Origin of the sequence: Caballeronia sp. SEWSISQ10-4 2 (genome assembly GCF_030464885.1) — a bacterium.
In the GTDB taxonomy this organism is placed as follows: Bacteria; Pseudomonadota; Gammaproteobacteria; order Burkholderiales; family Burkholderiaceae; genus Caballeronia.
The window spans coordinates 20,262-43,512 of the sequence record NZ_JALPRJ010000004.1 but is presented as its reverse complement, the minus strand read 5'-3'; the positions used below and the strand labels follow the sequence as shown (position 1 = coordinate 43,512).

Sequence of the window (23,251 nt, the reverse complement as noted above, 5' to 3'; positions counted from 1 at the left end):
TTAACACTGCCGGATCAAGGGGGAAAACTAGATCGGCGCGAGCGAGTTGTCGGCCGGATGTCGCGATTGCTCGAAGTGGGTCTTCTCCCTCCTTGATGAACACCCACCGAATCGTGACCTATGAGAGGTCGTGCGAGACTACGATTCGCACAAGATCAAACAGACGTGTCGATGTCGAAAAATTGATTCTATTTATGTCAAATACGTACCAGTAATGTCTACATGCGCAATTTCGCCGTGCCGCGCGGGCTTCGCCTCGGCTCCGGCTTTCCGTTGTGATGAAACTCGCGAGCCCGAGCAGTTGGGGCCCGCATAATTCAGCTAGGCAGATAGGTCTTCGGCTGCGAACGCGGTACCTTAGCCATCATCAGGAAACGTCCGGCTCCAACCCAAGAAATGAATCAACGTCGAACGTGAGCCGTCGCTCAACTAAACGTGATGTTGTGTTCGACGACCTGGTTCTGGATTCCAGCCGTCACGCCGAGAATATTATTGGGCCCTTTGTTCTCAATGGTCGAACGCTCTTTTGTCGCGATCACGAAGCGAGCTTGATGGTTGACGGGATCGGCGTGAATGTCCCAGATCGCACGAGTGATATCTTTGCCCCTGGCTTTGTCCTTGTTCTGCTCGGCGATATATCGGTCGGCTCTCCAGTCGTTGGCCTTTTCAATGACCTCCGACTGATCGTACTCCGAGTAATAATTAGGGGTTGCGGTCAAGTCCTTCTCTTCCAGGAAACGATTGCTGATGTGTTCGAGACGGGTCGACACACGTGCAACGACATCGGCCTCGCGCGCCGGATGATCCGTATCCGCTTCGCCATTTTTCTGATATTCATTCGGACCGTGGAACTTGGCGGCTTTGTCATGGGAAGCCTTCTGAATGTTCTGCGAAATGCCCTTCAGGTAAGATTGCCCATTTCCGTAGAAGCGCTGCTGGAAGCTCGTGGAAAGCTCTTCCCCTTCCGCCACGATTAGCGTGGTCGAGTCCTTGATCGAGTGATGATAAAAGTCAACACTGCCCGTCGCAAAGCTGCCGGCCACTAGTTGCGCCTTGCTGCTGACATTGCCGCCCTGAATCGGTTCGAGACCGCCCAGCGTGGCGAGCGTGAGGTCGGCGGTCGCCTTGCAGCTCAACGATTCGGTCTCTCTCTCCGTGCGCAGCCACCCTGAGTTGTCGCGATAGCTGCTAGTGGTGCGATGCCCTTCCCCGCCCACATGGCCGGCTGGCAAACCGAGACGGAAATCGCCGAAACGGATACCGGCGCCGCCGGTCAGCGCCGCGCTCAGCGCATGGTCGGATTGCGAGAACTCGAAGCTGCCCACCGAGAGTTCATACGGAAACGCTTGCAACGCGCGTTTCGTGCGCGAAGAGAAATCTTCGTCGTTGCCCGGCAAGTCTGGATTGGGAATGGCCGGGTCGCGCGCCGGCAGATCGTCCAGCAGGATCTGGATCAGTTCTCCTTTCTTCAAACTGAGCGCCTCGTCCCCGCCAACGCCGCCGGTCGCGTGCCGCGCAAAACCGTAGACGACCCCTTCCTGGTTCGTCACCTGGTATTTATAGCTGACATCGCCGCCGGCGCTCAGCGTCACCGGCGTATGTTCGTCGAACGAATGCCCGACCGAACCGCCTGCCCCGACCTCGACCTTCTTCAACGTGGACACCGCGATCCTTATTCCGCTGCGGTCGGCCGACACGAAGTCTTCGAATGACACCACGCGAAGCGCGCCACCGGTCAGGTTGATCCGAACGTTCGCGGAGATACCGAGCAATGCATTCGACACCGCACCGGAGACCCCTTTGGTGCTGATCTGGACGTTGCCGCCATTGCTGAGCGTGAAGCCCGATCCCAGTTCATCGCGCTCGACCAGCCTGCGAATCAGATTGGCTGCTTCGTGGCGCGTCATGCCCTTGAGCGGCGGTGTATCGAGCGGTGCAATCGCGCCGTTTTCGACCCGGTCGAAGCTCTTCGCGAACTCATGCCACACGGTCGGTCCGTTCGCCGACGGCGCTCGGGCCATGCGCGTCGCGGCGGCATCGTCTGCCGGGCCGCCGATCTCGCCGGCCCACTGCAGGATGCGTTGGGCGGTGAGCGGCTGGTTGTCCTGCCCGATGAAATCCTTGATCCGGTCTTCCAGTGTGCCTATTGTCGTGCCCTCGGCTGGATCGCTAATGCGCGTGCGCACCGCCTTGAAAATGGTCTCTTTCGTAAAATCCGAGCGCGCGTCGAGATGCCTGAGGTCCGGCAACATCTTTTCCTGATCGCGCGTGGTCGCCACGATGGTGGCGCGCACGAGGGAACGCAATGCCGGTTCGTTCGACATCAGCCGTTCGGCAGAAAACTTGCCGCTGGCGTCCATCAGCGGCTCTTCCGCGAAGTCTTCCCGCAGCCCGCGTTCCGCTTCGTTGCTGAACGTGGTGAGCATCTTGCCGAACGCGCGGCCGTCCGCGATCGGCGAACGATGCGGCAGCACCAGCCCACGGTTGAGGCCTTTGCTCGACACCACCGAGTCGTAGGCGTGGAAAGCACTCTTGTTGCTATTGACGTTGAGGTGATTGTTCAGCGCGCGCTTCATGCGCGCGATGCCCTTGAGCTTTTCGGGCTGCGTGGTTTTCAGCGTTCGACCCAGGTGCTTGCCGAAGGACTTTTCAGCGAACGCGTCGATCCACTCGAACTCGCTCTTGACCGCACCGCCCTTCGCCTTCTTCGCGGCCGTCTCGCCTTTGCTGCCCCCGATGTTCTCCGTCAGGCCGTTGTGCACCACGCCGATCGCATACGCGCAGCCGTGCGTGCCTTTAACGAACGGCTGGCCCGGCGTCGCCGCGACGTGCCGATCGAGTGCCTTCAGTTCGTCCGTCGCCGCAAGCAGCGCTTTTTCGTTATCGGTGAGCGGGATGCCTGGCGGCGTGGCCGCGCCGTTCCTGCCTGGCCAGTTATCGGTGCCCACCGCAGCGATCGCCGCGCTCAGAGTCGAGTCCGGCTGGGTGAACAGCGACTGCGGATCGTGGCCGACCGTGCGGCCATTGGCCTTCGCGTCGCGCGCCACCGCGGCCGACGCGGCGAGAAACGTGCGCAGCATCACCCGGTCGCCCGCCGTCACCGTCGCGTCGACGCCGGCCGGTCGCGGCGTGGACGGCGTCAACTTGTTGAGCAGCGCCATGCCCATGCCGCCGGGCACGGCTTCGAGCCGCTGCGCCAGCATCCATGCATTGCTCTGCGCCGCCGGGGCGGGACCCGCCAGGTGCGGATCGCTTCGGAGTGTTTGCAGCAGATTGGTGTTCTTCAGTGCCTGCAATGCCTCGATGCCGTCCCTGACCGGCGTGGCTGAATCCTTGAACGCCAGGTTTAGCGTTTTAGCCAGTTTGTCCACCTGGGCCGTGCTCAGTGCGTTTGCTGCCATGGTGCTTTTGAGTTCGGCCAGCATATCGGCGCGCGGTCTATCGGCGGTTGCAGCGCCCGTTGTGGTATGCGTCGCAGCCGATGCAAACAGTCGCGAGTGTTCAGCGAAAAGGTCGTCGACTGCGGTATCCGTTGCGGTGCGCGCTCGCTCGTTTTCGAGCCTCGTCAGGGTCTTGCCCGGTTTCGCGCCGACCGCGGTCTTCGGTCGTCCGCCATTTTTCAACAGCGGCGAAGCGCGTAGCGGCTCGTCGCCGTCCTTCCTGACCGAGCTTTTCAGATTGGGTTCCGCCGACGTCGTCACGCTGTGAAACGGCGTAAGCGCCACGGTTTTCGACGTCATGCCGAAGCCGCGCATGAAATTGCGCTCGGACAACGTGGTTTTCTCCGGCAGCGTCGGAGGCTTTTTGCCGGACGTGTCGGATCCCCGCCGCTGCGTGCCCGCGCTGTTCGGTGCAGCGCGGGGCGCCGCTTCGAACGCCGCATCGGTTCCGGGTCCGGCTTCTACCGTGCGCGTCATGTCCGCGTCGCCCGGCGCTTGTCCGGTGGTGTCGGGCGTGCGGGGGCGCGCGGGCTTCAAGCCCCTGAGTTCCGTAGGCACCGAGTCCGCTGCGAGAGTCGTGCCACTAGCTCGCCGCTTGCCTAAGCGGTTGGTCGAAGGCGTTTCCTGCTGCTCGGTCGACGTCGTCGCTCTCGAGCGGAACAAAGTGGGTAACGAAATAGGCATGGTGATCTTCCGGGCCGTCACCGATGGCGACAGGGCCGGCTAAGCCCGGGCCTGTCGTTGGTCAGTGCCGTGCCAATAAATTGACTTAAAGTGATAGTTCTTATCTTTCGCCTGCCCAGCGTAGCAAGGCGGCGCGCCGGTCGATAACCGGAGGCGAAATTCTGCATGCCTATACGAAGTTATCGCGCGGATAGATACCTTCTGTCGCGAGCCGTTGCATGGCGACGGCGTCATTGCTTGCCGCGAACGCCGGCCTGATTGCCAGATCGGTGCTGTCTTCTTGTTTTGGTCGATGAATTCGGCATTGACGATTATTGCAGCAGTATGACTGCCAGAATGATGCGGCGGAATCGACTTCCACGCGGCGAGGCGCTGCTGTTCCTCGCATTTCCAATGAACACACCAGACTGAGAAACATCATGCCCACTCCGAGTATCAGAAGCACTTCATCGTCCCAGGCGCACCTGACCGCGCCGGAAGCCCAGCCTCATCAACAGGACAAAACGCCTGTCGAGAATATCCCGAAGCGTCCCAAGGGAAATGCTGTGATGAGTGCGCTCAGCAGCGTTAAAAGCACGTTCTCGCGCGAGTCGAAGAAGCCGCAAAGCGAAGGTCTGAGAGTTCCGCAGCGAAATCAGCTCGGCGAACTGGTTATGCAAAAAACCCAGGTTTTCCCCGACGGCAGCGCGCGAACGCAACAGTTCCGCACGACACCGGCACCGTCCGCGCTGCTCAGTCCTGCCGGCGCTGTAACAAACAACTTCACGTTGCCGGAGCTGATCGGCAAGAACGGTAATCCGAGCTGGTCGGATTCCCATTTCCATCCGACCAACTACGTCCAGCAAGGCATGACCCCGGACCAGATGTTGAAGATGATGGACGAGGCTGGCGTGAATCGCAGCGTTCTGATGCCGATTCCCACCGACGCGGCGCCGTGTGGCAACCCCGATCACAACCACATCCCGCAAGAATCGTATTACGTGCCGACGAGCGACAAGGACATCACGCGCGAACAGATGCTGGACGGCGGCGGACTCGAACGGCTTGCGAAGAAGGGGCACCTGATCCTGAACCAGCAGGTCGATGCGGATACCGCCATGTTCATGAACATGGCGAAACTGAATGATGCCCAGCGAGATCGTCTGGATCCGATGATCACCGGGCTGCATCTCGGCTCGCCGCTGAGCGCGCAGGCCTTGCTGTACAAGCTGACCACCCACAAAGGCATGTTTACCGGCGTGGGCGAGGTCACCATCCACAAGGAACTGGTGGAAAAGCAGTACGAGGGCGCCCGTCAGGCGAACCTGACCGACAACGTCCAGTCGTTCAAGAACATTCTTGCCACGGCGGGCGTGGCCGGTTTGCCGGTCGTTCTCCATTGCGACATCGACTCGCTGGAGAACCAGAGGACGCTCGCCCAACAAGGCCGCCCGCTCAATGCGCCAGAACACCTGGAAGGTCTCAAGCGTCTCTTCAAGTCGCCGGAAGCAAAGGATACGACGCTGATCTGGGCACACTTCGGCGGTATTGGCCGTTTCGTGGCCAAACCGGAAGAGCACCACAACAACCTTCTCAGCATCGTCAAAGACCCGGACATGAAGCATGTTGTTTTCGACATCTCGTGGTCACGCGTGGCCGAACAGATCGTCTATAAGCAGGACGAGAAGGGCAATTTCAAGCTTGATGACCATGGCAAGCAGATCCCTGACGAAAAATCGATCCAGGCCTTTGCCGATCTGATCAACGAACACCCGACCCGCTTTCTGTTTGGATCGGATGCATTGAATCCGCAGGCGACGGAGACGTGGACGCAGACTGCCGAGCTTTACAAGCCGCTCCTGGATAAATTGAAGCCGGAAACCAAAGATGCGTTGTTCACCGGCAACTACGACCGCCTGATCGCCGGCGCGCGCCCCAAGGTTCGGGCATTCGAGACCCACGCGCTCACCGACACGTTCATGCAGGAACGACTGCGTGCCAGCGAAGGCCGCGTGAACGACGGGCCCCATATCGATCCGAACGCGTTGCGGGCGCATCGCGACGCCGCCTTCGCAGCGGCGGGCGTCGATCTGAACGGCAGCAAGTTGCCGTCCGGCGTCTGACCTTCATCGGGGTCCTGAGCGTCGTGCGAATGGCTCGACGTGCCGGACACTGAGTGACCCAAGCGCGGCCGCTTCGCCTTTCCAGGCAGCGGCCGCGAATTCTTTCGCTATCGGCTTATCGACACATTCAGGGGCACCACAATGAGCGCTACAGAGATCGGCAAATACAGGATTGCGGACATAGACGGTCGCACCGTCCTGCGTTATACGGACGACGAAGTCTGCGATCTGAGCACCATGGATCCCACCAATCCCGCTGCGCTCGACGATGACTACACCCGCGTGATGCTGCACCCGCTCGTCTTCCTGCCGACGCCGAAAGACCTGTTGCTGATCGGGCTCGGCGGAGGCCAGCAGGCAAAGTTTCTGCACCGATACTTTCCGGCGCTGAACCTCACCGCGGTGGAAATCGATCCGACCGTCGTCGAACTCGCGCGAACGCACTTCCGCCTGCCCGAGGACGACGAGCGAATGCAGGTGGTCGTGCGCGACGCGGTCGATTACGTGCACGATGACAACAAGCACTACGATCTGATCGTGTCCGACGCCTACGGCGACGGCAACCTGATGGTCGATGCGCTGCACACGGCGAGCTTCTATCAGGCCTGCCGCCGTAAATTGCGCGCGGGCGGCGTGATGACCGTCAACATCCTGCGTCCACGTACCGACTGGGTCGGCGACTTCGTCGCGACGTTGTCCGGCATCTTCGCCTATTGGCAATTTCACGTCGTGTCCGCGGAACAGGGCGTGATCGTTCTGTGGAAGGATGTCCCTGCCTTTGCGCTGGATTCGGCCTATGAAAGAGCGGCGGATCTGGACGCGATCGCGAATCTGAATTTCACGGGTTTCGTCGATGCATTCCGGCGGAAACGGGACGGCCTTTAAGAGGCGGCGCATGAGCGCTCGCGAACAACGTTTCGCAAACGGTGCAAGCGGTGCAAAGGACGCAAACGGCGCGAGCAACGCGAGCGCGCCGCCTTTTTCGTATTTGGCATAGCGGTTTCGCGCACGCGAACACCGGGTTTGCGCCGCCCGGCGATCCTTGACGTAGACACGTCCGGCCTTCTCATGGCCGCGCGGCATCTTCCGGCCCGTCTAGCCGAACTCACGGAGAAAACACATGGTTGCAGCCGTAGGGTCGATACGCAGTTCATCTGGCGCGTCGTCATCGGGGATCGACGATCTGTCGGCCTCGGGTAACGCCGAACTCGCCGGAGTTGATCAGGAATTGATGAAGCTGATCAATCAGATCAACCAGATGATGAACATGCTTCAGCACGGCAATACGCAGCAGAACCCGACCGACAACGCAGCGTCGGGTATCGGGTCGATGGGCGGGCATCGTCATCGGCACATTCAGGAGGACCTGTTATCCGACGACGATTCGGATTCTTCGACGCCCGCTCCCGCTACAGCTTCATTCGCGGCGCCCGCGACGTCGGCCGCGCCTGCCACGGCCGCCGCGCCCGCCACGGCGCCGGCCGACAGCGTCAGCGGCGCCGGCAACTCCTCGTGGGGCGCCTTGAGCACCGCACCGCAGACAACGGCGCTAAGCGAACCGGAAGGCCACGCTGTCGCGGAGCAATACATCGCCAACCTGCAGAAAGACTTCGGTCTGACGCACGATCAGGCGGCGGGCATCGTCGCCAATCTGTGGCACGAGAGCGGCGGGATGAACTCGGGCATCAACCAGGGGGGCGCGATCGGCCAGCCGAGCGGCAACATGGCCGACGACAACGGTAATGGCTACGGCATCGCGCAATGGGGCGGCTCGCGCAAGCAGGGCTTGATCGACTTCGCGCATGCCAACGGTCTCGATCCGTCGAGCCAGGCGGCTAACTACGGTTATCTGAAACAGGAGTTGCAGACGGATCACGCAAACGCGATCGCCGCGGTCAAGGGCACCAGTAGCGCGGACGCCGCGACCGAGGCATTCTCGTCGAGCTTTGAACAGCCCAGCGATCCGCAGATGGCTTCGCGCCTACAAGACCTTCACGAAGTGTAAGTGTGAGAACGCCGGCGCCGCAAAGGCACCGGCGAGCGACGCGGTGATCGTTCAGGCGGGATCGCGCGCGGCGAGCCGAAGTCGCTTGTCGCTTGTCGCTTGAGCCGGAAGCGCGTTTCAGATGTGGCTGGTGAGCTGCACCATCGCTTCGGCACCTTTGGTTGACGCCTGAACCTTGTGCTGCGCGTGCGTGATCGCCATCTGGTGGCTCTGGAAGTCCTGCATCGACTTCATCTGCGCAGCGACGTCGTGCGGGGGTGCCTCCGAAGGCGCGTGCTCCGGTCGCGACTCGGGCGGCGATGTCGGCGCTGCGTGCGACGCCGGATGCTGCGCCGGCTGCGCGCCCTGCTCTTCACCGAGACTCTGCGCGATGGCCATGGCGAGCGCCTCGTCGTCCGCGATCTGGAGCGCGTCGGCGTCGACGCCGTGCCCCGCCTCCAGCGCGTTGAGCACGCCGGCCTGATGTGGACTCATCGCGCCGTCATGCGCGGGCGAATCGAGGCTTTCCTGAAGCGCCGCGGCGAGCGCCGCATCGTTCGCGTGCTCCAGCTTGCGTGACGTGACAGGGCGCCCGGCGAGTTGCGCGTTCACGATTCTCGTCTGCAGCGGACTCATCGCCGCCGGGGACTGCGCCGATGATCGCGGGCCTTCGGGCCGTGGTCCTGTCGGAATCGGCGGCAATGGCCGCGCGCCGCTGACCGCCAGCCCCGCCTGGAACGCCGCGCGGTTGGCCTGCTCGATCGTATGCTGCCCGACCTTGAAGCCGGCCGCCTGTCCGCCGACGATTCCCGCCTGTTGCCCGGACATCGCGCCGGTATGCCGCGGCGGCGCCTGCATGCTAACCAGCAACGCCGTCTGAAGCGCTTCTTCGTCGGCCTGTTCGAGCGCCTCCGCGCTGACCGGGCGTCCCTTTTGCGTGAGCGTCTGCAACTGCGCCTGGCTCTTCGTCAGCCCCGCCGCGCGCGGCGGCGGCGCAGCCGACCGAGGTCCCTTGACCCTCGGCGTCAGTCCGCTGAACGCCGCGTCGGGCCGTGTTTTGGCGTTGGCCGGCCGAGCCGGGGCCTGGCGGGCGGGCGTGGACGTCTCGACTGGGCGCTCCCGCGACAACGCACCGGTCGGGGGGGCGGAAACTCCGGGAGTTTTCATGGCGTGCCTGCAGGGAGAGTGAGAAGGCAAAGGCCGGCGATCGACCGGTGACGTGTTCGATCGATCGCTTACCCAAAAAAAGCGGTCCGACGACTTGTGTACCGCGCGTCTCTATCGGCACCCGGACAGGTTCGAAGAGACGCGCTGCGCCTATCACGCTTCGGGAAAACTCCCGCGAAGCGCGTTCTGGAGTTGCGAAATCAGCGATTTGTCTTGTGTTTGCTGAAATGCCTTGATCAGATCGAGCGCATCGATCGCGGACTGGGTCGCGGGGTCGTCAGGCAAGATTCGGGTTCGCGCGCTGAGCGTCAGATCTCGCCCCAGACTTTCAAGACGTTCGGGCGTGGCGCGCTCGGCGAGGTCCGGCGCCAGAGCTCGAAGCAGGTTGCCGACCTGTTGCGCAAGACCTTGTCCACCAGCGTCGATATCCGCAATTTTTGAACCGATTCCTTCGACGTTCTTCAGCGAGGCCGTCATCGAACTCATCAATTCGAGGCGGTCCTCTGCCGCGATTTCCCCCGCGACGACCTGCCCGTCCAGCTCGTTCTCGTAAGCCGGCAACTGCGCCCTGATCTGTTTCGCGATCGGCGCGGCCTTTTCGTAGTGGCCGGTGTCGTTGAGGAGCTTGCTGTCGTTCAAACGTTGAAGCGTGCCCAGTCGCGCCTGATTCGACTGGATGTCGGTGCGTCTGGGACGGCTCGTCAGATTGGACAGGACGCCTGCGGGGCTACCTCGGGTTGCTTTTTCCGCGAGCGGCTTCGTCGCGGTGGACGCACGCGAGACGGGCGCATCCTCGCGCGGCTGAATCGGGCTGGCTGGCCGGGATCCTATCGATGATGCTGGCATGAACTCTCCGAAAATCATGGGCGTGACCATTGCGGCCCGAGGTGACTAACTTAGCCGATCGTTGCGTCACGCACGTGCGCCAGCGCGAGCCTCCGAGGCAATTTGCGAAGCCGATCTTCAGGTCATGCACGCGGCCTTAGCCGACGCGATGAATCAGCGCGGTGAGCCGACGCGATGAATCAGCGCGGTGAGCCAACGCGAAAACACGGCGAACACAGCGAAGTCGCGGTCCGCCAGTCGGTTTTCCTGCGAAAACCGCGCAATCACAACGTATCGGCGCAGATCGCCATCGCGACACGGATGGGATGACGCGGGTCGCTTCGCATCGAGCACCATCGCTTCGCATGAGGTTTAGGGGTGTCACATCCCGCTTCTACGCTGAGCCATCCTTCTTCAACATGGATCGCTCCGCCATGGCCGGAATTCCGACGCGCAATCCGTTGCTCAACGCACCTCCTGCTGTCCTCGCGCCGGCCGCGCAGGACGCAACCGCAGCGATCGGGCCAGCGCCCGCAGCACAGCAGCAGGCGCCGGCGCCCCGCCACGCTCACGCTCACGCGAACGCCAACGCCAACGCCAACGCGAACCTCAGACATGCGCTCAACGCGGCGCCTCGCCGGCACAACCCCGCTGCGCCGCTGGTTCCCGACACGCCCACCGCGCGGATGGGCACCGCGGTGGCGCGAACAGCCGCGCGCCTGCGGACCAGCAAGCTCGACATCAGCACCGCCCTCTATCAGTACAGTCGCCAGCGCAAGCCGTTGGCGCCCGGCAGCTTCAAGGCCGACGGCGAGCGTTACGAGCGCAAGCCGGCCGTCGTCTCGACGACCGCCGGCACGCCGTTGCTCAAAGGCGCGCAGCAAGCGCACGAGGTGCTCGGCAAATTAGGCGCGCACGCGGCGCACGCGCTGCATCTGAACGCGGCGATGGACGGCGCGGCAGGCCTCACCACTTATCTGGATCGCGAGTTCACGCCCGCCCCGCACGGCCAGCGCGGGCTCGATCAACTGTCCGCGCGGCTCGCCGAACTGGGCGCCACGCCGCGTTCGCCGGCCACCACGCGCGGCGCGCTCGTTGCGCATGCGCTCAGGCAAACCAACGTCGGCGATGCCGGCAGCGCCCACGCGATACTCGATGCGTTGAGCGGCCTCGACTTCGCGCACATGGAAACCGCGAGCGCCCGCACCCCGGCCGAAGCCAATGCGTGGCTCGCGGCGCGCGTGCTGTCGCGCACGAACGAAGGTTTCGACGCGCTCGAACAACTGCGCACGGTCGGCGCGGGCGCCGATCTGAACCTCACGCCGACGCAGCGGCAGGCCAATCGCGTGATGCTGCAGGCGGCCGATACGCTCGATCCGCATCCCGGCTTCGATCCCGCGCCCGCCGCGGTCGCCGCGCGCGAAGCGCCCCGGGCGGGCCAGCCGCTGCTCGAGGCGCAGCTCGCGTGGCACGCGTATCACGCGGCGCTGACGCTGCGCAATCACGGCAGCCTCGCGATGACGCCCGCCCAGAAAGGCGCGTATTTCGCCTGGCAACAGAATTTTCGCGAAGACGGCCCCGGCACCGATCTCGCGCGCGCCCGCGAACGGTTGCAGAAATTCTCCGGCGAGACCATCGACCGCACCGCGAAAAACCGTTGGAAGACGCTGCCATCGCGGCTCGTCGGTCATCAGAAATCGCCGTTGTCGGCGCTCGACATGGGCACGCAGGGCGTGCCGCGCGTCGGCGTGGCGGCCGAACGCGCCGCGCTCGGGCAAGCGATGCGGGTGGCGTTGCAGGCAACCGCGCCCGAGCTCACGGCCCGTCCCGAACTCTCGGCGGCGAGCGCGCTCAGGCATGCGCGTCCGGAACAGTCGCTCGCGGAGCTCGCGACGCTGCACGCATGGGTCGACAGCGGCGGTTTCCCCGATAACCGGATCAACGCGACGCGTCTGGGCGAAGCGGCCCGGCATGCGCAGCGCTTGTGCGCGGCGCTGCAACGGGCCGACGTCGGCTCCGCCGAAGCGCTCGATCGGATGAAAGCGCTGAGCGCGCGCTGGGCGCAAACCGATCCGCACGAACTCGCCCGCACCAGGCCGTTCAAGTCGATTGTCAAACAGAGCTTCGACAACCAACGGCTCGCCGCGTGGGGCAAAGTCGCCGGCATTCCGCAGGAATCCCCATTCTGGACCCAGCTCGATGCGCTGTCGCGCGCCGCCGATCCGCGCTCGGACGCGATCGATTCACGCGATCGCGAGGCGGTGCGCGACGGTCTCAGGGCCGTGGCGAACCAGTTGCAGAGCAGCGCGCGTTTGCGGCTGACCGACGGCGGCCGCGTCGGCGTCAGCACGCGCGGCTTGTCGGCGAATCTCGGCAAGGTGTTGCATTCGGGCGGGGTGCCGTTCGCACCGCGTCTGGACCTGCGCGCGTCGCGCACCCGTGAAGCGGTGGTCGAACTCAGCCGCGCGACGCAAGGTGTCGAGATGTTCATCGGCACCGCAAAGACGCGCGCGCTGCATGCGGGCGCCGGCGCGCTGGTCGGCTATGACGTCGACGTCGGTCTGACGCAGTTGCGGGCGGGCGTCGTGATGCAAGGCGTCCTGCATTCGGAGGAGCTGGTGGAGCCGAGCGGCGTGTCGCTGCGTTTTGCCCGCCGCGTCAACGAGCGGGCCACCGGTTACGACGACAACCGGATGCGCGAGAAACTGGACGACCTGATCGGCCACGTCTTCGACGAGACCACGCGCGCGCGCGACGGCGCCGAGACCGGCGCGCGCGGCACGTGGAATCGCCTGGCCGAACACTGCTTCGACGATCCCGATGTGTCGGTGAGCTGGACCGACACGGTCGCGCGCTCGGTGAAGCAAGGCGGCTCGGTCGACGCGACGCTGTCCGCGAAATTGGTCGGGCCGGTCAAGGCGTGGCGGGCCGGCGCGAACCTGGGCGTGGGTTACGAAAAGACCCGCAAGCAGACGTTCGATTCGAACGAAACCAGCGGCCGGCTGCAAGTCGAACAACATCGCAGCGGCGCCGGTTCGCGCCTGCTCGGGCGGCTGAGCGGCACGCTCGGCGCGAGTATCGCGGCGGGCTCGCCGCATACGTCGGTCGCGGTCGGCATAACGTCGTTCGATGCGCCGGCCGCCACGCTGACCTTTCAGGACGACAGCCGGCTCTCCAAGGTCCAGCTCGTGCGTGAAAACGGCACGCTGGTGCATCGTGCCTGTCTGCTCGACACCGAATATTCCAGCGCGTCGACCTACACCGAGGCACTCGATGCGTCGCGGCCACAATGGGTCGCGTTGCTCGCCGCGGAGATCGCCGAGGATCAACAGGCGGCCCGCGCGCTGGCGGCACGCGCCGGCAACCCGCCGCCTGTCTTCGACACGCCGGACAAGCTCGCCGAACAGCGGCTCGACAGTCATCTCGGCGACGTCAAGGCGAACCGGCGGCCCAACCAGACCTGGTTCCACCGTTACCGCCTAAGCCGCGGCGCCGCCGTGAAAATCGATGTGCTGAACGCCTGCGCGAAACAGGGGCCGGCCGGACGCGCCGCGCTCGATGCCGAAATCACGCGCATTCTCGACAACCCGGCGTCGTGGCTGCCTGCCGAGCTGAAGGTCAAGGAACGCACGACCAGCGCACGCAACCCCGGCTTGAACGCCGGTGTGCAACTGAACGCGCGGACCACGGCAACCGGCGACCGCGAACTGTTCTCGCTGAGCATCCCGTTCGCGCTGGCGGATCGTCTGGATGACGAAGCATCCCGGCGTTGAACGTCTGCCCGGCCGGCTCGTCACCGGCCTTAAAAAACGCCCGTAAAAAAAGCATTGCCGCCTGTCTGGCGGCAATGCTTTTTCTGACTGCTGAACCGCGCTTTTCTACTACGCTACTCAGGCGGGCACCGGTTCACTCTGCTTCTGATTCTGGTTCTGTTGCGGCATGACCGCGCCCTGAACCTGGCCCGACACCGCGTCCTTCGCGTTGTCCTTGGCCGCATCCTTCAAGCCGTCCTTGACGCCGTCCTTGATCTCCGACGAACCCGCCTTCTCCGCGGCCGTCTCGACGCCCGCTTCGACCCCCTTCTCCGCGCCCTTGACGATCGCGCCGCCCATGCCCGGCACCGTTACCGTGCCGATCGCAGCGCCTGCCAGACCGATCGCTGCATCCTTCTCGGCGTTTTCAATGTCGGTCTTGCTGCCGCCGCCCACCGCGACCGCGCCGACTTCCAGTTGCCCGGACACGCCTTCCATCGCAATCGACGCGCCGGCAAAGATTTCACCGATACCTGGAATCTTGGCGAGCGCGCTGAGGACCGTCGAGAACACGTCGGCGATCTTTGACAGGATGTGCAGCAGGCCCTGGAGAAACTTCTGCAAACCGCCGCCCTTCTCCTTTTTCTGGTCTGGCTGATCGGCTTCGCCCGCTTCCATGGCCTGGGTGGCGGCGACGTCGGCTGGCGCGGTCGGCGTGTGCGTGGGCGGCGTCGGCGGCGCAGGCTTGCCGAGCGTCTGTGAGTTCTTCACCCATGCGGAGAAGTCGCCGCCGCCGATTTTCCCGTCGTCGGCCCCGTGCAGGATGCTGCCGCTATTGCCGTGCTTGCCGTTGTCGAGCATCCCGAACAGCATCGGGTCGCCGAGCAACTGCTTTGCCGCCGCCTGCACTTCAGGGCTGTTCTTCGGGTCGTTTGCGATCTGCGAGAGCTTGTCGCGCGTGAGATTGCCGCCGCCGAAGAACGTGCTCTGATTCGCCTGCATCGTGCTGATGGTCGCGTTCTCATCGTCGTTCAGGCTGACGTGGCTCGAGATCGCGTCTTCCATGTGGCCGCGTGACACCTTGCCCGACGGCCCGGCGATGGTCTGCCATGCGGACGGATTGTCAAGGAAGTACTTCGCGGCCGCGATCACCTGCGGCGGCATTTTGCCCTCGCCGCCGGTGCCGTCGACGATATTCTGCAGGTCCTGCGGCGACAGGTTCTTCGGCAGATTGTCCGAGTAGCGATAGAACTCGCGCATCGCGTCGTTCGCGTCAATTTCGCGCGGTTGCGCATTTGGATCGGTGTTGTCGGACGGGATGTAGTTCTGTTCGAAGCCGTCAGCCTGCTGGTCGTTGTACGCCTGCACCGCCGGGTTTTTCTTGACGAGGTTCGTCACGTCGTTCGGCGAGAACTTGTCGTCGTGCTTGCCGTTGGATGCCGCATCGAGCTTCGACTGCAGATCAGGATCGTTCTTCAGGTTCTGCAGCGCTTGCTTCAGGTCGGGCGGCGTTTTCGGATCGTCGATCTGCTTTTGCAGATCTGCCATAGAACCCTTGATGGCACCCTGGTGGCGGTCGAGCACCGAGAGCGTCGCGATCTGATCGTCGGTCAATTCGTCGGGATTTTCCGCCGATGCCGCTGCCGATGATGCCGCGGCGGCCGCCGCTGCCGACTGCGCCTCCAGGTAGGACACATAGTCGGGATTGACCATGCCGTTGACGAACTGGGGCGGCGCGGGCTGGTTGCCGGTGCCGCCCGTGCTGCCCGAGGCGGGCGGCGCAGCGGAAGACGCGCTCGGGTCGGTCGTCGTCGAGTCCGCCGGTGCGGGCGTTGACCACGCGTTGACCGCGCGTTCGGCTGCGGCGGGGTCCATGAAGCCGTGGTTGCCTGGCAGATCCTCCGCGGGGATGCCGCCGGGCGCCTGCAGCGACGAGTCGATCGACTTTTCGGCCGTGGAAGGATCGATAAAGCCGTTCTTGCCAGGCAACTGGTTTGCCGGAATACTGACGCCGGGCTGCTGCGACGCCAACACGGTTCCTTCGCGCACTTGCAGATGCGGTTCGGCTGAACGGTCGTTGTTCAGCGTCTGGGCATGCGCGCCGCCGAAAATATTGCCCAGCATGTCCTTGATTTTTTCCTGGTCCTCCTGCAGTTCCGCACCGATGCCTTGCAGGGACTCTTTAATGCTCGCAACACCGCTTTGCAGCGGCGCAGTTATCCGGGTATCCATTGAGTTTCCTCGATCAGATGGCGTTAAAAGGCGATCGACGACGCAAGCTGAGCGAGAGTCGGTCGAGCAGATTCTAGGTACGTGAGTCGATTGGCCATACACACGAAGCCGAAAGCGCCGACCGAGTTACGAAGCCGTCCGGACAAATCAGCCGTATGGATGAGCCGGTTCATTTGCGCGTCATTTCGCGTGCGGCGCTTGGGCTTCGCTAACGGCGCGTGTGACAAAAGACGTCAGAGCTATGTTGAGCACTCACGTCAACTGACCGGAAAACCACTATGAACATGCATGTCAGCAGCCACTCGTCATCGGGCGGCTCGCATACTTCAACACACGGCTCGGATTCGCCGGAGCCGCCCTCGTCGGGACACAAGCCCTCCGGCTCGCACGGATCGGACGGCGTCGGCGATGCCGCCGGTGCGGGAGCGGCGGCAGGCGCGGCCGCAGGCGGCAGTGGCGGCGATCTCAACACCCAGTTGCAGAATTTCATCGTCCAGGTCGGGCAACAGATCCTCAAGAGCGGCCAGGACGGCTGGGCCAACGCAAAAGACGATGACGACGACGGCTAAACGGTTCCGCCTCGAACACCAACATTACCGAAGTCGTCGATGTCGTCAGGATGACGATGCACCGCCCGACCGTTCCAATGGCCGGACCGTGCATCGCTTTGCCCTGCTCACCTCCCTCAGCCCGGCAGATCTTCGGCCGGCGCGTTGATCACGTGCGGCGTAACCAGAAAGAGCCGCTGAAACTTCTGCCCCTGGTTGCTCTTGTAGCGGAACAGTCCGCCGATCCACGGAATCTTCGACAAGCCCGGCACGCCGGTCGTCCCGTTGGTCTGCTGATCCACCGCATAGCCCGCGATCAGCAGGCTCTCGCCTTCGTTGATCAACGCCTGCGTATCGATCGTGCTGTTCGACACGACCGGCAGATTGCTCACCGTGTCCGATGTCAGTTGCCCGTCCTCGATATGCACGTTCAGCCGGATGCGCGTAGAGTCGGTGCCGCGCACGATCATCGGCAGCACGCGCAGCGACACGCCCGCCGAGATGCTGTACAGGTCCGCCGACTGATAGCCGGAGACCGGCACGTAAAACGTCTTCTTGTTGTCCATCACCGCTTCAACGTTGTCGAGCGTCGCGACTTTCGGGCTCGCGTTGATGGTCGCCTGATTGGTCTGTTCGAGCGCCGTCACGCGCGACAGCAAGTACTTGCCTGCCCCACCGATCACCGCGGTGAACACGCCGCCTGCCGGCGTTCCGAGCACCCCGAGCGTGCTCGTATTGTTCGGGTTGTTGAAACCCTGCGGATTCAGCGAGCCGGGATTGCCCGCTTGCGCATTCAGCCCATTGCCCAGTTCGAAATCGACGTGACTGTCGTGCACCCGCCAGTCGACGCCGAGCTGCTGCAATGCGTCGTCAGTGATTTCGATGATGCTCGCGTCGATTTCGAGTACTGCGGGGCGCGTGTCGAGCGACGCGATCAACGACGCGAACGCCGCCATCCGGCGAGGCTGCGCGCGCACCAGAATCGAATTCGTGCGCGGATCGGGCTGGATTACCGGCCGATCGCCGGGTTGTCCACTCCATTGCATCTGGCGCGCGGTGTTGTCCGACGCGGCGGCGTCCGACGCGTCGCCGACGCCTTGCACGCCGCGCGGCAACGGTGGATTGAGCCCCCTCGGGGTCGCATCGGCGGGCGTGCCGCCGACGAGACCCTGCAAGCCGGTCGTCCAGCTGCCGCCGTCGTTCACGGCCGGTGCCTGACGCGGACGGCTGCCGCCGTCGGGCGAACCGCCGTCGGTGTCGCCGACCGAGCGCAGCCGGTGTGAGTTTGACTGCGGCGCCGTCTGCGAATCCGACGGGTTGCGCGCGTCGGGATCGTAAAGACTACGCAGGATGGTCGACACGCCGCGAATAGTGATCGACTGGCCGTCGATGGACACCTGGTGATCGCTCGCCCATGCATAGCGCAGCGGAAAGAGGCGCACGACCTGATCAGCCTGCTGACTCGTATGACCGGCGTCGACCAGATGCGCGACGTCGGTCACGAGTTCCACATAACGCGGCGGCCCGGACACGATCACGGTGCGCGAGCTGTCGTCAAAGTGGAGCGGAAAGCGCCGGTCGGCGACGCCGAGCCGCGCCAGCGACGCGCGCAATTCGGCGGTGCTTGCTTCGGTCAGGCCGATCGTCGCGCTGGTGATCTCGTTCGCGCCGTAGATCCGCAGCACGGCGCCGTCGAAGTAATACACGAAGCCGAAGGTCCCCGCGAGGCGGTCGAGCAGCGCTTGCGGGCTGGTCTGGAAATGGCCGGACACGTTGCCCTGCACCTGCGGCGAAATCCAGGTGGGCACGCCCGAACTGGCGCTGACGTCGCGCAGCACGTCTTTCAGGTCCTTATGGTCCGCGACGTAGTCGAGCTGGGTGGTTTGCCACGGCATCGGCGCGGCCATCGACGCGGCGCTCAGCGTGCACAGCGCGAGGACCGCGCCGCGCAGTGCGCCGAGCATGAAGCGGCCACGCGGGCGGCCGCCAGGCGTGGCGGCGCGATCGGAGTGCGAGTGGGGGCGCTTAACCATTGAGCGTCTCGGACGGCGATTCGTTGAACTGCTTACGGTAGCTCTTCACTAGCGTCGATCGGCTGTTCACGCCCCAGCGCCGCGCGGTGTCGAGCACGGTCACGCCGCCGCGCGCGTCGGTGCGCAGTTCGTCGCGAATGCCTTCCAGACGCATCTGCCGGATCAGCGCGCCGGGCGAGACGCCGAGCGAATGCTTGAACATCATTTGCAGCGCGCGTTCCGTGACCTGGATATGAGCGGCGACTTCACGCGTCGTCAGTCCATGTTCGGCGATGTGCTCGACGATGTAGCGGTAAGCGCGCCGGTATTTCGCGGGCAGGCGCATCGCGATGTCGTCGGTGGTCGGCGCGCCCGTGCTGCGCCGCGAACCGGCGACGGGCGCCTGGACCGCTTCCGAGCGCAGGCAATGCAGCGCCTCGCGCGAGTAGCTCGCATACAGTTGCAGCGCGCTTTGCATGTGTCCCCGCTGCGCGGCCACTTTCGCTCGCGCATAGAGCAGATCGAGATTCCAGCGCGGCGCGATGCCGTCCATTTCGCGCTTCGTCATCGTGTCGAGCAGGCGTTCGGCCATGGCTCCGAAGCCGCCGCTCAGCGCGGCCAGCACGGCAGCGATCTTCGCTTCGGCCGGCACGTTGCGGCCCGGCCAGAGCGCGCCGTCGGCGGCGATGGCCGCAAGACGCAACGACGCAGCCGGGTTGCCGTCGGCCACCGCCAGCAACTGCCGCAGATAGTCGAGATGGTTGTCGATCAGCGGCCGCCGTGCGCGCTGCATGTGCAAGGATTCCGGCGCGAGGCGCTGCGCGGCCGATCCGTGCAGGAACGCGTCGGACTCGCGGCCGGATTGCCAGAAAGCATGATCGGCCAGTTGCGCCGAGCCGCACACTTCGATACGAACCGCGCAGTCCAGCGTGAGCAGCGCGATCGTGTCGCTCCACAACGGATCGAGCGCCTCGCTCGCCAGTTGCGCGGCGTGCTCCAGCGCCTCGGCCGCATGCCGCTGCTGCCCCATCAGATGATGAACGATGCCCACGCCCATCGACGCCTCGATCGCCTGTTCGAGGGTCGCGCCGACGTCGCTCACAATCCGCGCAAAGCAGCTATGGGCCGCGAAATAGCGCGCGCGCTTGAGCGCTTGCCAACCGGCATTGCGGCACGACATCACGCGCAGGCGATCGTCGTCGCTGCGGCAGGCTTTCTGTGCGCGGCGATATTCCTGCTCGGCATCTTCGTCGCGGTCGAGCAGCAACAGCGCGTCCGACACAGCCAGCAGGCGACCCTCGTCGCCATCGATCAGTTGCCGGCTGCCGCGATCCGACACGTCCGAGACGCTGTCGTAAGCGCGTTCCGGATCGCCGTCGAGCAGCGCCGCTGCATAACGCGGCAAGGTCGCTTTCGCGGCGAGTGCCGCGGCCAGCGCAAAATAGATCTTGATTACCATTGGGTAGCCCTTGAAAAGAAAGCAGTCATCGCTCTTCGCAAGTGCAGGAATGAAAACTGCACGTCAAGCGAGCGCGTGCCTTCAAGACTACGCAGATGAACAATCCCAATTCTCAACAATCCTGCCCTGAATCCTCAAGTTTTATTCCCGTTCCGGATAAGCTTGAAAACGTCATATTGATGTGCCTGGACCGCCATGCGGGACAAGGGTCTGCGAGAATAAAGGTGCATTTCCCGCACTGCAATTCGCGATATTTTAGAAACGGACGGGATTATTTTTTCGAGTCGAACTTTTTATCGTCTTTTTTTAATTTTTTATCGACTTTTGAATGCACGTTATTTCGGTTTGCCGACCTGATTAGTCAGCAGGCCGGAGATGGCCGGAGCGAATCCGCGCATATTCAGGGTCGCGCGGACCTGCGACGCAATCACGGTCACCAGCACGACCAGCAGCAGCACGCCGACGATCCCGCGCACCGGCTGGCTCAACGAGGTAGGTTCGAGCTTGTCGGCCGCGCGCCCGATCACGCCGAGGCCGATGTCGATCAGCACCAGCACGAGAATCACCGGCGCGCACAGCTTGATCGCCGTGGCCAGCACGGTATTACCCTGGTAGATCATAAAGTCCATCGCCGCGGTGCCCGCGGTCACCACGCCCGGCGGCAGCGTCGACGCGAGCGGCCACCAGCGGTAAGAATCGAACAACGCGCCGAGCAGCATCGTCATCCCGCCGGATACGTAGAAGAGCGTGATAGCGAGTTGAATCAGCACGTTCGAGACCGGCGTGTTCTGCTCGCCCTGCATCGGATTGGTCATCTGGACGTTGTTGAACCCCGCCAGGTTGTCGATCAGCGCGCCCGCTGCCTGCGCGGTCCAGAAGATCGTCGAGGCGGCGTAGCCGATCACGAGACCGATGAACGCTTCCTTGCCGGTGAGCATCAGCAAGGCGACGGGGCTCAGGTGGTCGAACGCGTCGGGCGTTTGCGATGCGGCAATGAAGCCGCTCAGCAGATAGGTCACGCCCGCCCGCGCGAGGCCCGGCAACACCTGGGTGCTCGTGGCGGGGAGTATCAGGAACACGACCATCACGCGGATGCTCGACAGCGCGAACATATAGAGCAGCGCTTCGACGTTCGCGTGCAGGCCGGTCAGCGCAGTCAGCAGAGGCGAGAGATCCATCATGCCGCGGCACCGCGCGTTCGGGTCCGCGCGGCCTTTACCGCCAGCGCCGCCTCGGCGGCGCGCTTGCGGCGCGCGCGCAATTGACGCCCCGCCGCGGTTTCGGCCGCTTCGTCGTCGGCTTCCGCGTCCGCGGCCTGCTGCAACGCCTGTTGCAACTTCGTGCGCAGATCGCGGCAGGCATCGAGCGAGGTCTGCGCGCGCGCGCTGGCGCGGCGCGCGTCGTCGAGTGCGGCCTGTTGCTCGTGCAGATGCTGCAGCGCCGCCGCGCAATTCGCGTCGGCGCTGCCGACGTGCTGAACCAGCACCGCGCGCGACGCCTCATGCGAGAGATACGTCGCCGCCGAAAAACCGCCGGGTTGGCGCATCGCTTCGGCCAGCCCGGCGGCGGCCTCGGCGGCTTTCGCCACCGCCGCGCCCCGCGCCGCATCCGCCTGCGCGATCGCCTGCTGCGCGGCGGCGACGTTCGACGCGCATTGCGTCATCGCCGCCTCGGCCTTTTTCAGCGCGCGCGCCTTGATGCCGACAATCACGGTCCACGCCCGCATGCGCTGGTTCATTGGCCGCTGAACTCGCAGACGAGCGCCGAAGTGTGGCCGGCATCGACGGATTCATGGGTTTTCTGGCTGAGAAACGACTCCAGCCAGTCGTGCTGTTCGATCGCCTGGTCGGTGAGCGGGTCGCTGCCGCTCTGATATTCACCGACCTGCAACAAGGTCTCGACTTCGGCGTAGCGCGCCATCAGTTGCCGCATCCGCGCCGCGCCGTCGCGATGCGGGTCGGTGACGACCAGCGGCATCACGCGGCTCAGGCTGTTCAGGATATCGATCGCCGGATAGCGGTTGCGCGCGGCGATCTCGCGCGACAGGATCAGGTGACCGTCCAGAATTCCGCGCACCTCTTCGGTGACCGGGTCGCTGCCGGACTCGTCTTCGGCGAGCACGGTATACAGCGCGGTGATGGAGCCCGTCGCGCTGGTGCCCGCGCGTTCGAGCAGGCGCGGCAACTCGGCGAAGATGGACGGCGGAAAGCCGCGCCGCGTCGGCGGTTCGCCGGCTGCAAGGCCGATCTCGCGCTGCGCGCGGGCAAAGCGGGTGAGCGAATCCATCATCAGCAGCACGCGCATGCCCTGGTCGCGGAAATATTCGGCGACCGCCGTACCCACGTAGGCCGCTTTGGCGCGTTCGATCGACGAGCGGTCGGAGGTCGCGCACACCACTACGGTGCGCGCCATGCCGGCCTCGCCGAGAATCAATTCGATGAACTCGCGCACTTCGCGGCCGCGTTCGCCGATCAGCACGATCACGTTGACGTCGCAACTCGTGCCCCGTGCGAGCATACCGAGCAAGGTGCTCTTGCCGACACCCGCCGGCGCGAAGATGCCGAGACGCTGCCCTTCGCCGAGCGTCATCAGGCCATCGATCGCGCGAATGCCGGTGACGAACGGCACCTCGATCAGCGCGCGCGTCATCGGATCGGGCGCCGAGGCGTAGACCGACGCCTGCGCCACGGCCTCGATCGGACCCGCGCCGTCGATCGGTTGGCCGAGACCGTCGATCACGCGCCCGAGCAAGCCCGGTCCGACGCCGATCGAGAGCGGTTTGCCGCTGCCGTGAACCCGCGTGGTGCGCGACAGGCCGACCGTGCTGCGGAACGGCGCGAGCAGCGCAAACTGCCGGTCGAAGCCCACTACTTCCGCGAGTTGCAGACGCTTGCCGGCGCCGTCGCGCAACTCGCAGATTTCGCCCAGCGAAGGATCGATGCCGCCCACCTTCAGCAGGGTTCCCGAGGCTTCGACGATCTTGCCGACCTGGCGGCTGGCGGGAATCGCGTCCAGCGACGCGTCGAGTTGCGCGAGAAAGTCCATG

At 64.3% G+C, this 23,251-nt stretch carries 14 protein-coding genes; 5 read left to right on the top strand and 9 right to left on the bottom strand.

Annotated elements, in window-relative coordinates; all coding sequences use genetic code 11:
- Positions 1–425: 425 nt before the first annotated feature.
- Positions 426–4,124, bottom strand: a complete 3,699-nt coding sequence (locus M0D69_RS03770) for a hypothetical protein (RefSeq protein ID WP_301780735.1) — start codon at positions 4,122–4,124, stop codon at positions 426–428.
- A 419-nt stretch (positions 4,125–4,543) separates the two neighbouring features.
- On the opposite strand from M0D69_RS03770, the gene M0D69_RS03765 reads away from it, so the two are divergent.
- From M0D69_RS03765 to M0D69_RS03755, 3 genes are all read left to right on the top strand, one after another.
- Positions 4,544–6,226 (top strand): hypothetical protein, encoded by a 1,683-nt coding sequence (locus M0D69_RS03765; protein WP_301780734.1) that lies wholly within the window; start codon positions 4,544–4,546, stop codon positions 6,224–6,226.
- Positions 6,227–6,367: 141 nt separating this feature from the next.
- The gene (locus tag M0D69_RS03760) at positions 6,368–7,111 is read left to right on the top strand and encodes a fused MFS/spermidine synthase (RefSeq protein ID WP_301780733.1); all 744 of its coding nucleotides are present in this window, start codon (positions 6,368–6,370) and stop codon (positions 7,109–7,111) included.
- Positions 7,112–7,346: 235 nt separating this feature from the next.
- On the top strand, positions 7,347–8,231 hold the full coding sequence (locus M0D69_RS03755) for a phage tail tip lysozyme (RefSeq protein ID WP_301780732.1): 885 nt from the start codon (positions 7,347–7,349) through the stop codon (positions 8,229–8,231).
- A 117-nt stretch (positions 8,232–8,348) separates the two neighbouring features.
- Here M0D69_RS03755 and M0D69_RS03750 read toward each other — a convergent pair whose 3' ends face one another.
- Together M0D69_RS03750 and M0D69_RS03745 are read right to left on the bottom strand one after the other, a co-directional pair.
- A complete protein-coding gene (locus tag M0D69_RS03750; RefSeq protein WP_301780731.1) occupies positions 8,349–9,377 on the bottom strand; it encodes a hypothetical protein in 1,029 nt (342 codons plus the stop codon).
- Between the two features lie 153 nt (positions 9,378–9,530).
- Complete coding sequence (locus M0D69_RS03745; RefSeq protein WP_301780730.1) at positions 9,531–10,223, bottom strand: hypothetical protein; 693 nt, start codon at positions 10,221–10,223, stop codon at positions 9,531–9,533.
- Between the two features lie 413 nt (positions 10,224–10,636).
- Here M0D69_RS03745 and M0D69_RS03740 point away from each other — a divergent pair, with 413 nt between their 5' ends.
- On the top strand, positions 10,637–13,975 hold the full coding sequence (locus M0D69_RS03740; protein ID WP_301780729.1) for an autotransporter: 3,339 nt from the start codon (positions 10,637–10,639) through the stop codon (positions 13,973–13,975).
- A 117-nt stretch (positions 13,976–14,092) separates the two neighbouring features.
- Here M0D69_RS03740 and M0D69_RS03735 read toward each other — a convergent pair whose 3' ends face one another.
- Positions 14,093–16,186: an HrpF/NolX family T3SS translocon protein gene (locus tag M0D69_RS03735; RefSeq protein ID WP_301780728.1), complete on the bottom strand. Its 2,094-nt coding sequence runs from the start codon at positions 16,184–16,186 to the stop codon at positions 14,093–14,095.
- A gap of 278 nt (positions 16,187–16,464) precedes the next feature.
- Here M0D69_RS03735 and M0D69_RS03730 point away from each other — a divergent pair, with 278 nt between their 5' ends.
- A complete protein-coding gene (locus M0D69_RS03730) occupies positions 16,465–16,755 on the top strand; it encodes a hypothetical protein (protein ID WP_301780727.1) in 291 nt (96 codons plus the stop codon).
- Between the two features lie 116 nt (positions 16,756–16,871).
- Here M0D69_RS03730 and sctC read toward each other — a convergent pair whose 3' ends face one another.
- The 5 genes from sctC to M0D69_RS03705 all read right to left on the bottom strand — a co-directional run bounded on the left by sctC (position 16,872) and on the right by M0D69_RS03705 (position 23,250).
- Positions 16,872–18,767, bottom strand: a complete 1,896-nt coding sequence (gene sctC / locus M0D69_RS03725; protein ID WP_301780726.1) for a type III secretion system outer membrane ring subunit SctC — start codon at positions 18,765–18,767, stop codon at positions 16,872–16,874.
- A complete protein-coding gene (locus tag M0D69_RS03720; RefSeq protein ID WP_301780725.1) occupies positions 18,760–20,205 on the bottom strand; it encodes a helix-turn-helix transcriptional regulator in 1,446 nt (481 codons plus the stop codon). The genes sctC and M0D69_RS03720 overlap by 8 nt, the downstream gene beginning before the upstream one ends.
- A 335-nt stretch (positions 20,206–20,540) precedes the next feature.
- Positions 20,541–21,386 (bottom strand): type III secretion system export apparatus subunit SctT, encoded by an 846-nt coding sequence (sctT, locus tag M0D69_RS03715; RefSeq protein WP_301780724.1) that lies wholly within the window; start codon positions 21,384–21,386, stop codon positions 20,541–20,543.
- Positions 21,383–21,943 carry a hypothetical protein gene (locus M0D69_RS03710; protein WP_301780723.1) on the bottom strand — a complete coding sequence of 187 codons (561 nt, stop codon included), beginning with the start codon at positions 21,941–21,943 and terminating at the stop codon, positions 21,383–21,385. The genes sctT and M0D69_RS03710 overlap by 4 nt, the downstream gene beginning before the upstream one ends.
- Entirely contained in the window at positions 21,940–23,250 is a 1,311-nt protein-coding gene (locus M0D69_RS03705) for a FliI/YscN family ATPase (RefSeq protein ID WP_301780858.1), read from the bottom strand. Before M0D69_RS03705 ends, M0D69_RS03710 begins: the two co-directional genes overlap by 4 nt.
- Between the last annotated feature and the right edge of the window lies 1 nt (position 23,251).

What these genes read in the sequence shown, in the direction of transcription:
- M0D69_RS03730 (WP_301780727.1), top strand. Translation starts at nt 16,465, where the DNA reads ATGAACATGCATGTCAGCAGCCACTCGTCATCGGGCGGCTCGCATACT.
- sctC (WP_301780726.1), bottom strand. Translation starts at nt 18,767, where the DNA reads ATGGTTAAGCGCCCCCACTCGCACTCCGATCGCGCCGCCACGCCTGGC.
- M0D69_RS03750 (WP_301780731.1), bottom strand. Translation starts at nt 9,377, where the DNA reads ATGAAAACTCCCGGAGTTTCCGCCCCCCCGACCGGTGCGTTGTCGCGG.
- M0D69_RS03760 (WP_301780733.1), top strand. Translation starts at nt 6,368, where the DNA reads ATGAGCGCTACAGAGATCGGCAAATACAGGATTGCGGACATAGACGGT.
- M0D69_RS03705 (WP_301780858.1), bottom strand. Translation starts at nt 23,250, where the DNA reads ATGGACTTTCTCGCGCAACTCGACGCGTCGCTGGACGCGATTCCCGCC.
- M0D69_RS03755 (WP_301780732.1), top strand. Translation starts at nt 7,347, where the DNA reads ATGGTTGCAGCCGTAGGGTCGATACGCAGTTCATCTGGCGCGTCGTCA.
- M0D69_RS03765 (WP_301780734.1), top strand. Translation starts at nt 4,544, where the DNA reads ATGCCCACTCCGAGTATCAGAAGCACTTCATCGTCCCAGGCGCACCTG.
- M0D69_RS03740 (WP_301780729.1), top strand. Translation starts at nt 10,637, where the DNA reads ATGGCCGGAATTCCGACGCGCAATCCGTTGCTCAACGCACCTCCTGCT.
- M0D69_RS03745 (WP_301780730.1), bottom strand. Translation starts at nt 10,223, where the DNA reads ATGCCAGCATCATCGATAGGATCCCGGCCAGCCAGCCCGATTCAGCCG.
- M0D69_RS03735 (WP_301780728.1), bottom strand. Translation starts at nt 16,186, where the DNA reads ATGGATACCCGGATAACTGCGCCGCTGCAAAGCGGTGTTGCGAGCATT.
- M0D69_RS03770 (WP_301780735.1), bottom strand. Translation starts at nt 4,124, where the DNA reads ATGCCTATTTCGTTACCCACTTTGTTCCGCTCGAGAGCGACGACGTCG.
- M0D69_RS03720 (WP_301780725.1), bottom strand. Translation starts at nt 20,205, where the DNA reads ATGGTAATCAAGATCTATTTTGCGCTGGCCGCGGCACTCGCCGCGAAA.
- M0D69_RS03710 (WP_301780723.1), bottom strand. Translation starts at nt 21,943, where the DNA reads ATGAACCAGCGCATGCGGGCGTGGACCGTGATTGTCGGCATCAAGGCG.
- sctT (WP_301780724.1), bottom strand. Translation starts at nt 21,386, where the DNA reads ATGATGGATCTCTCGCCTCTGCTGACTGCGCTGACCGGCCTGCACGCG.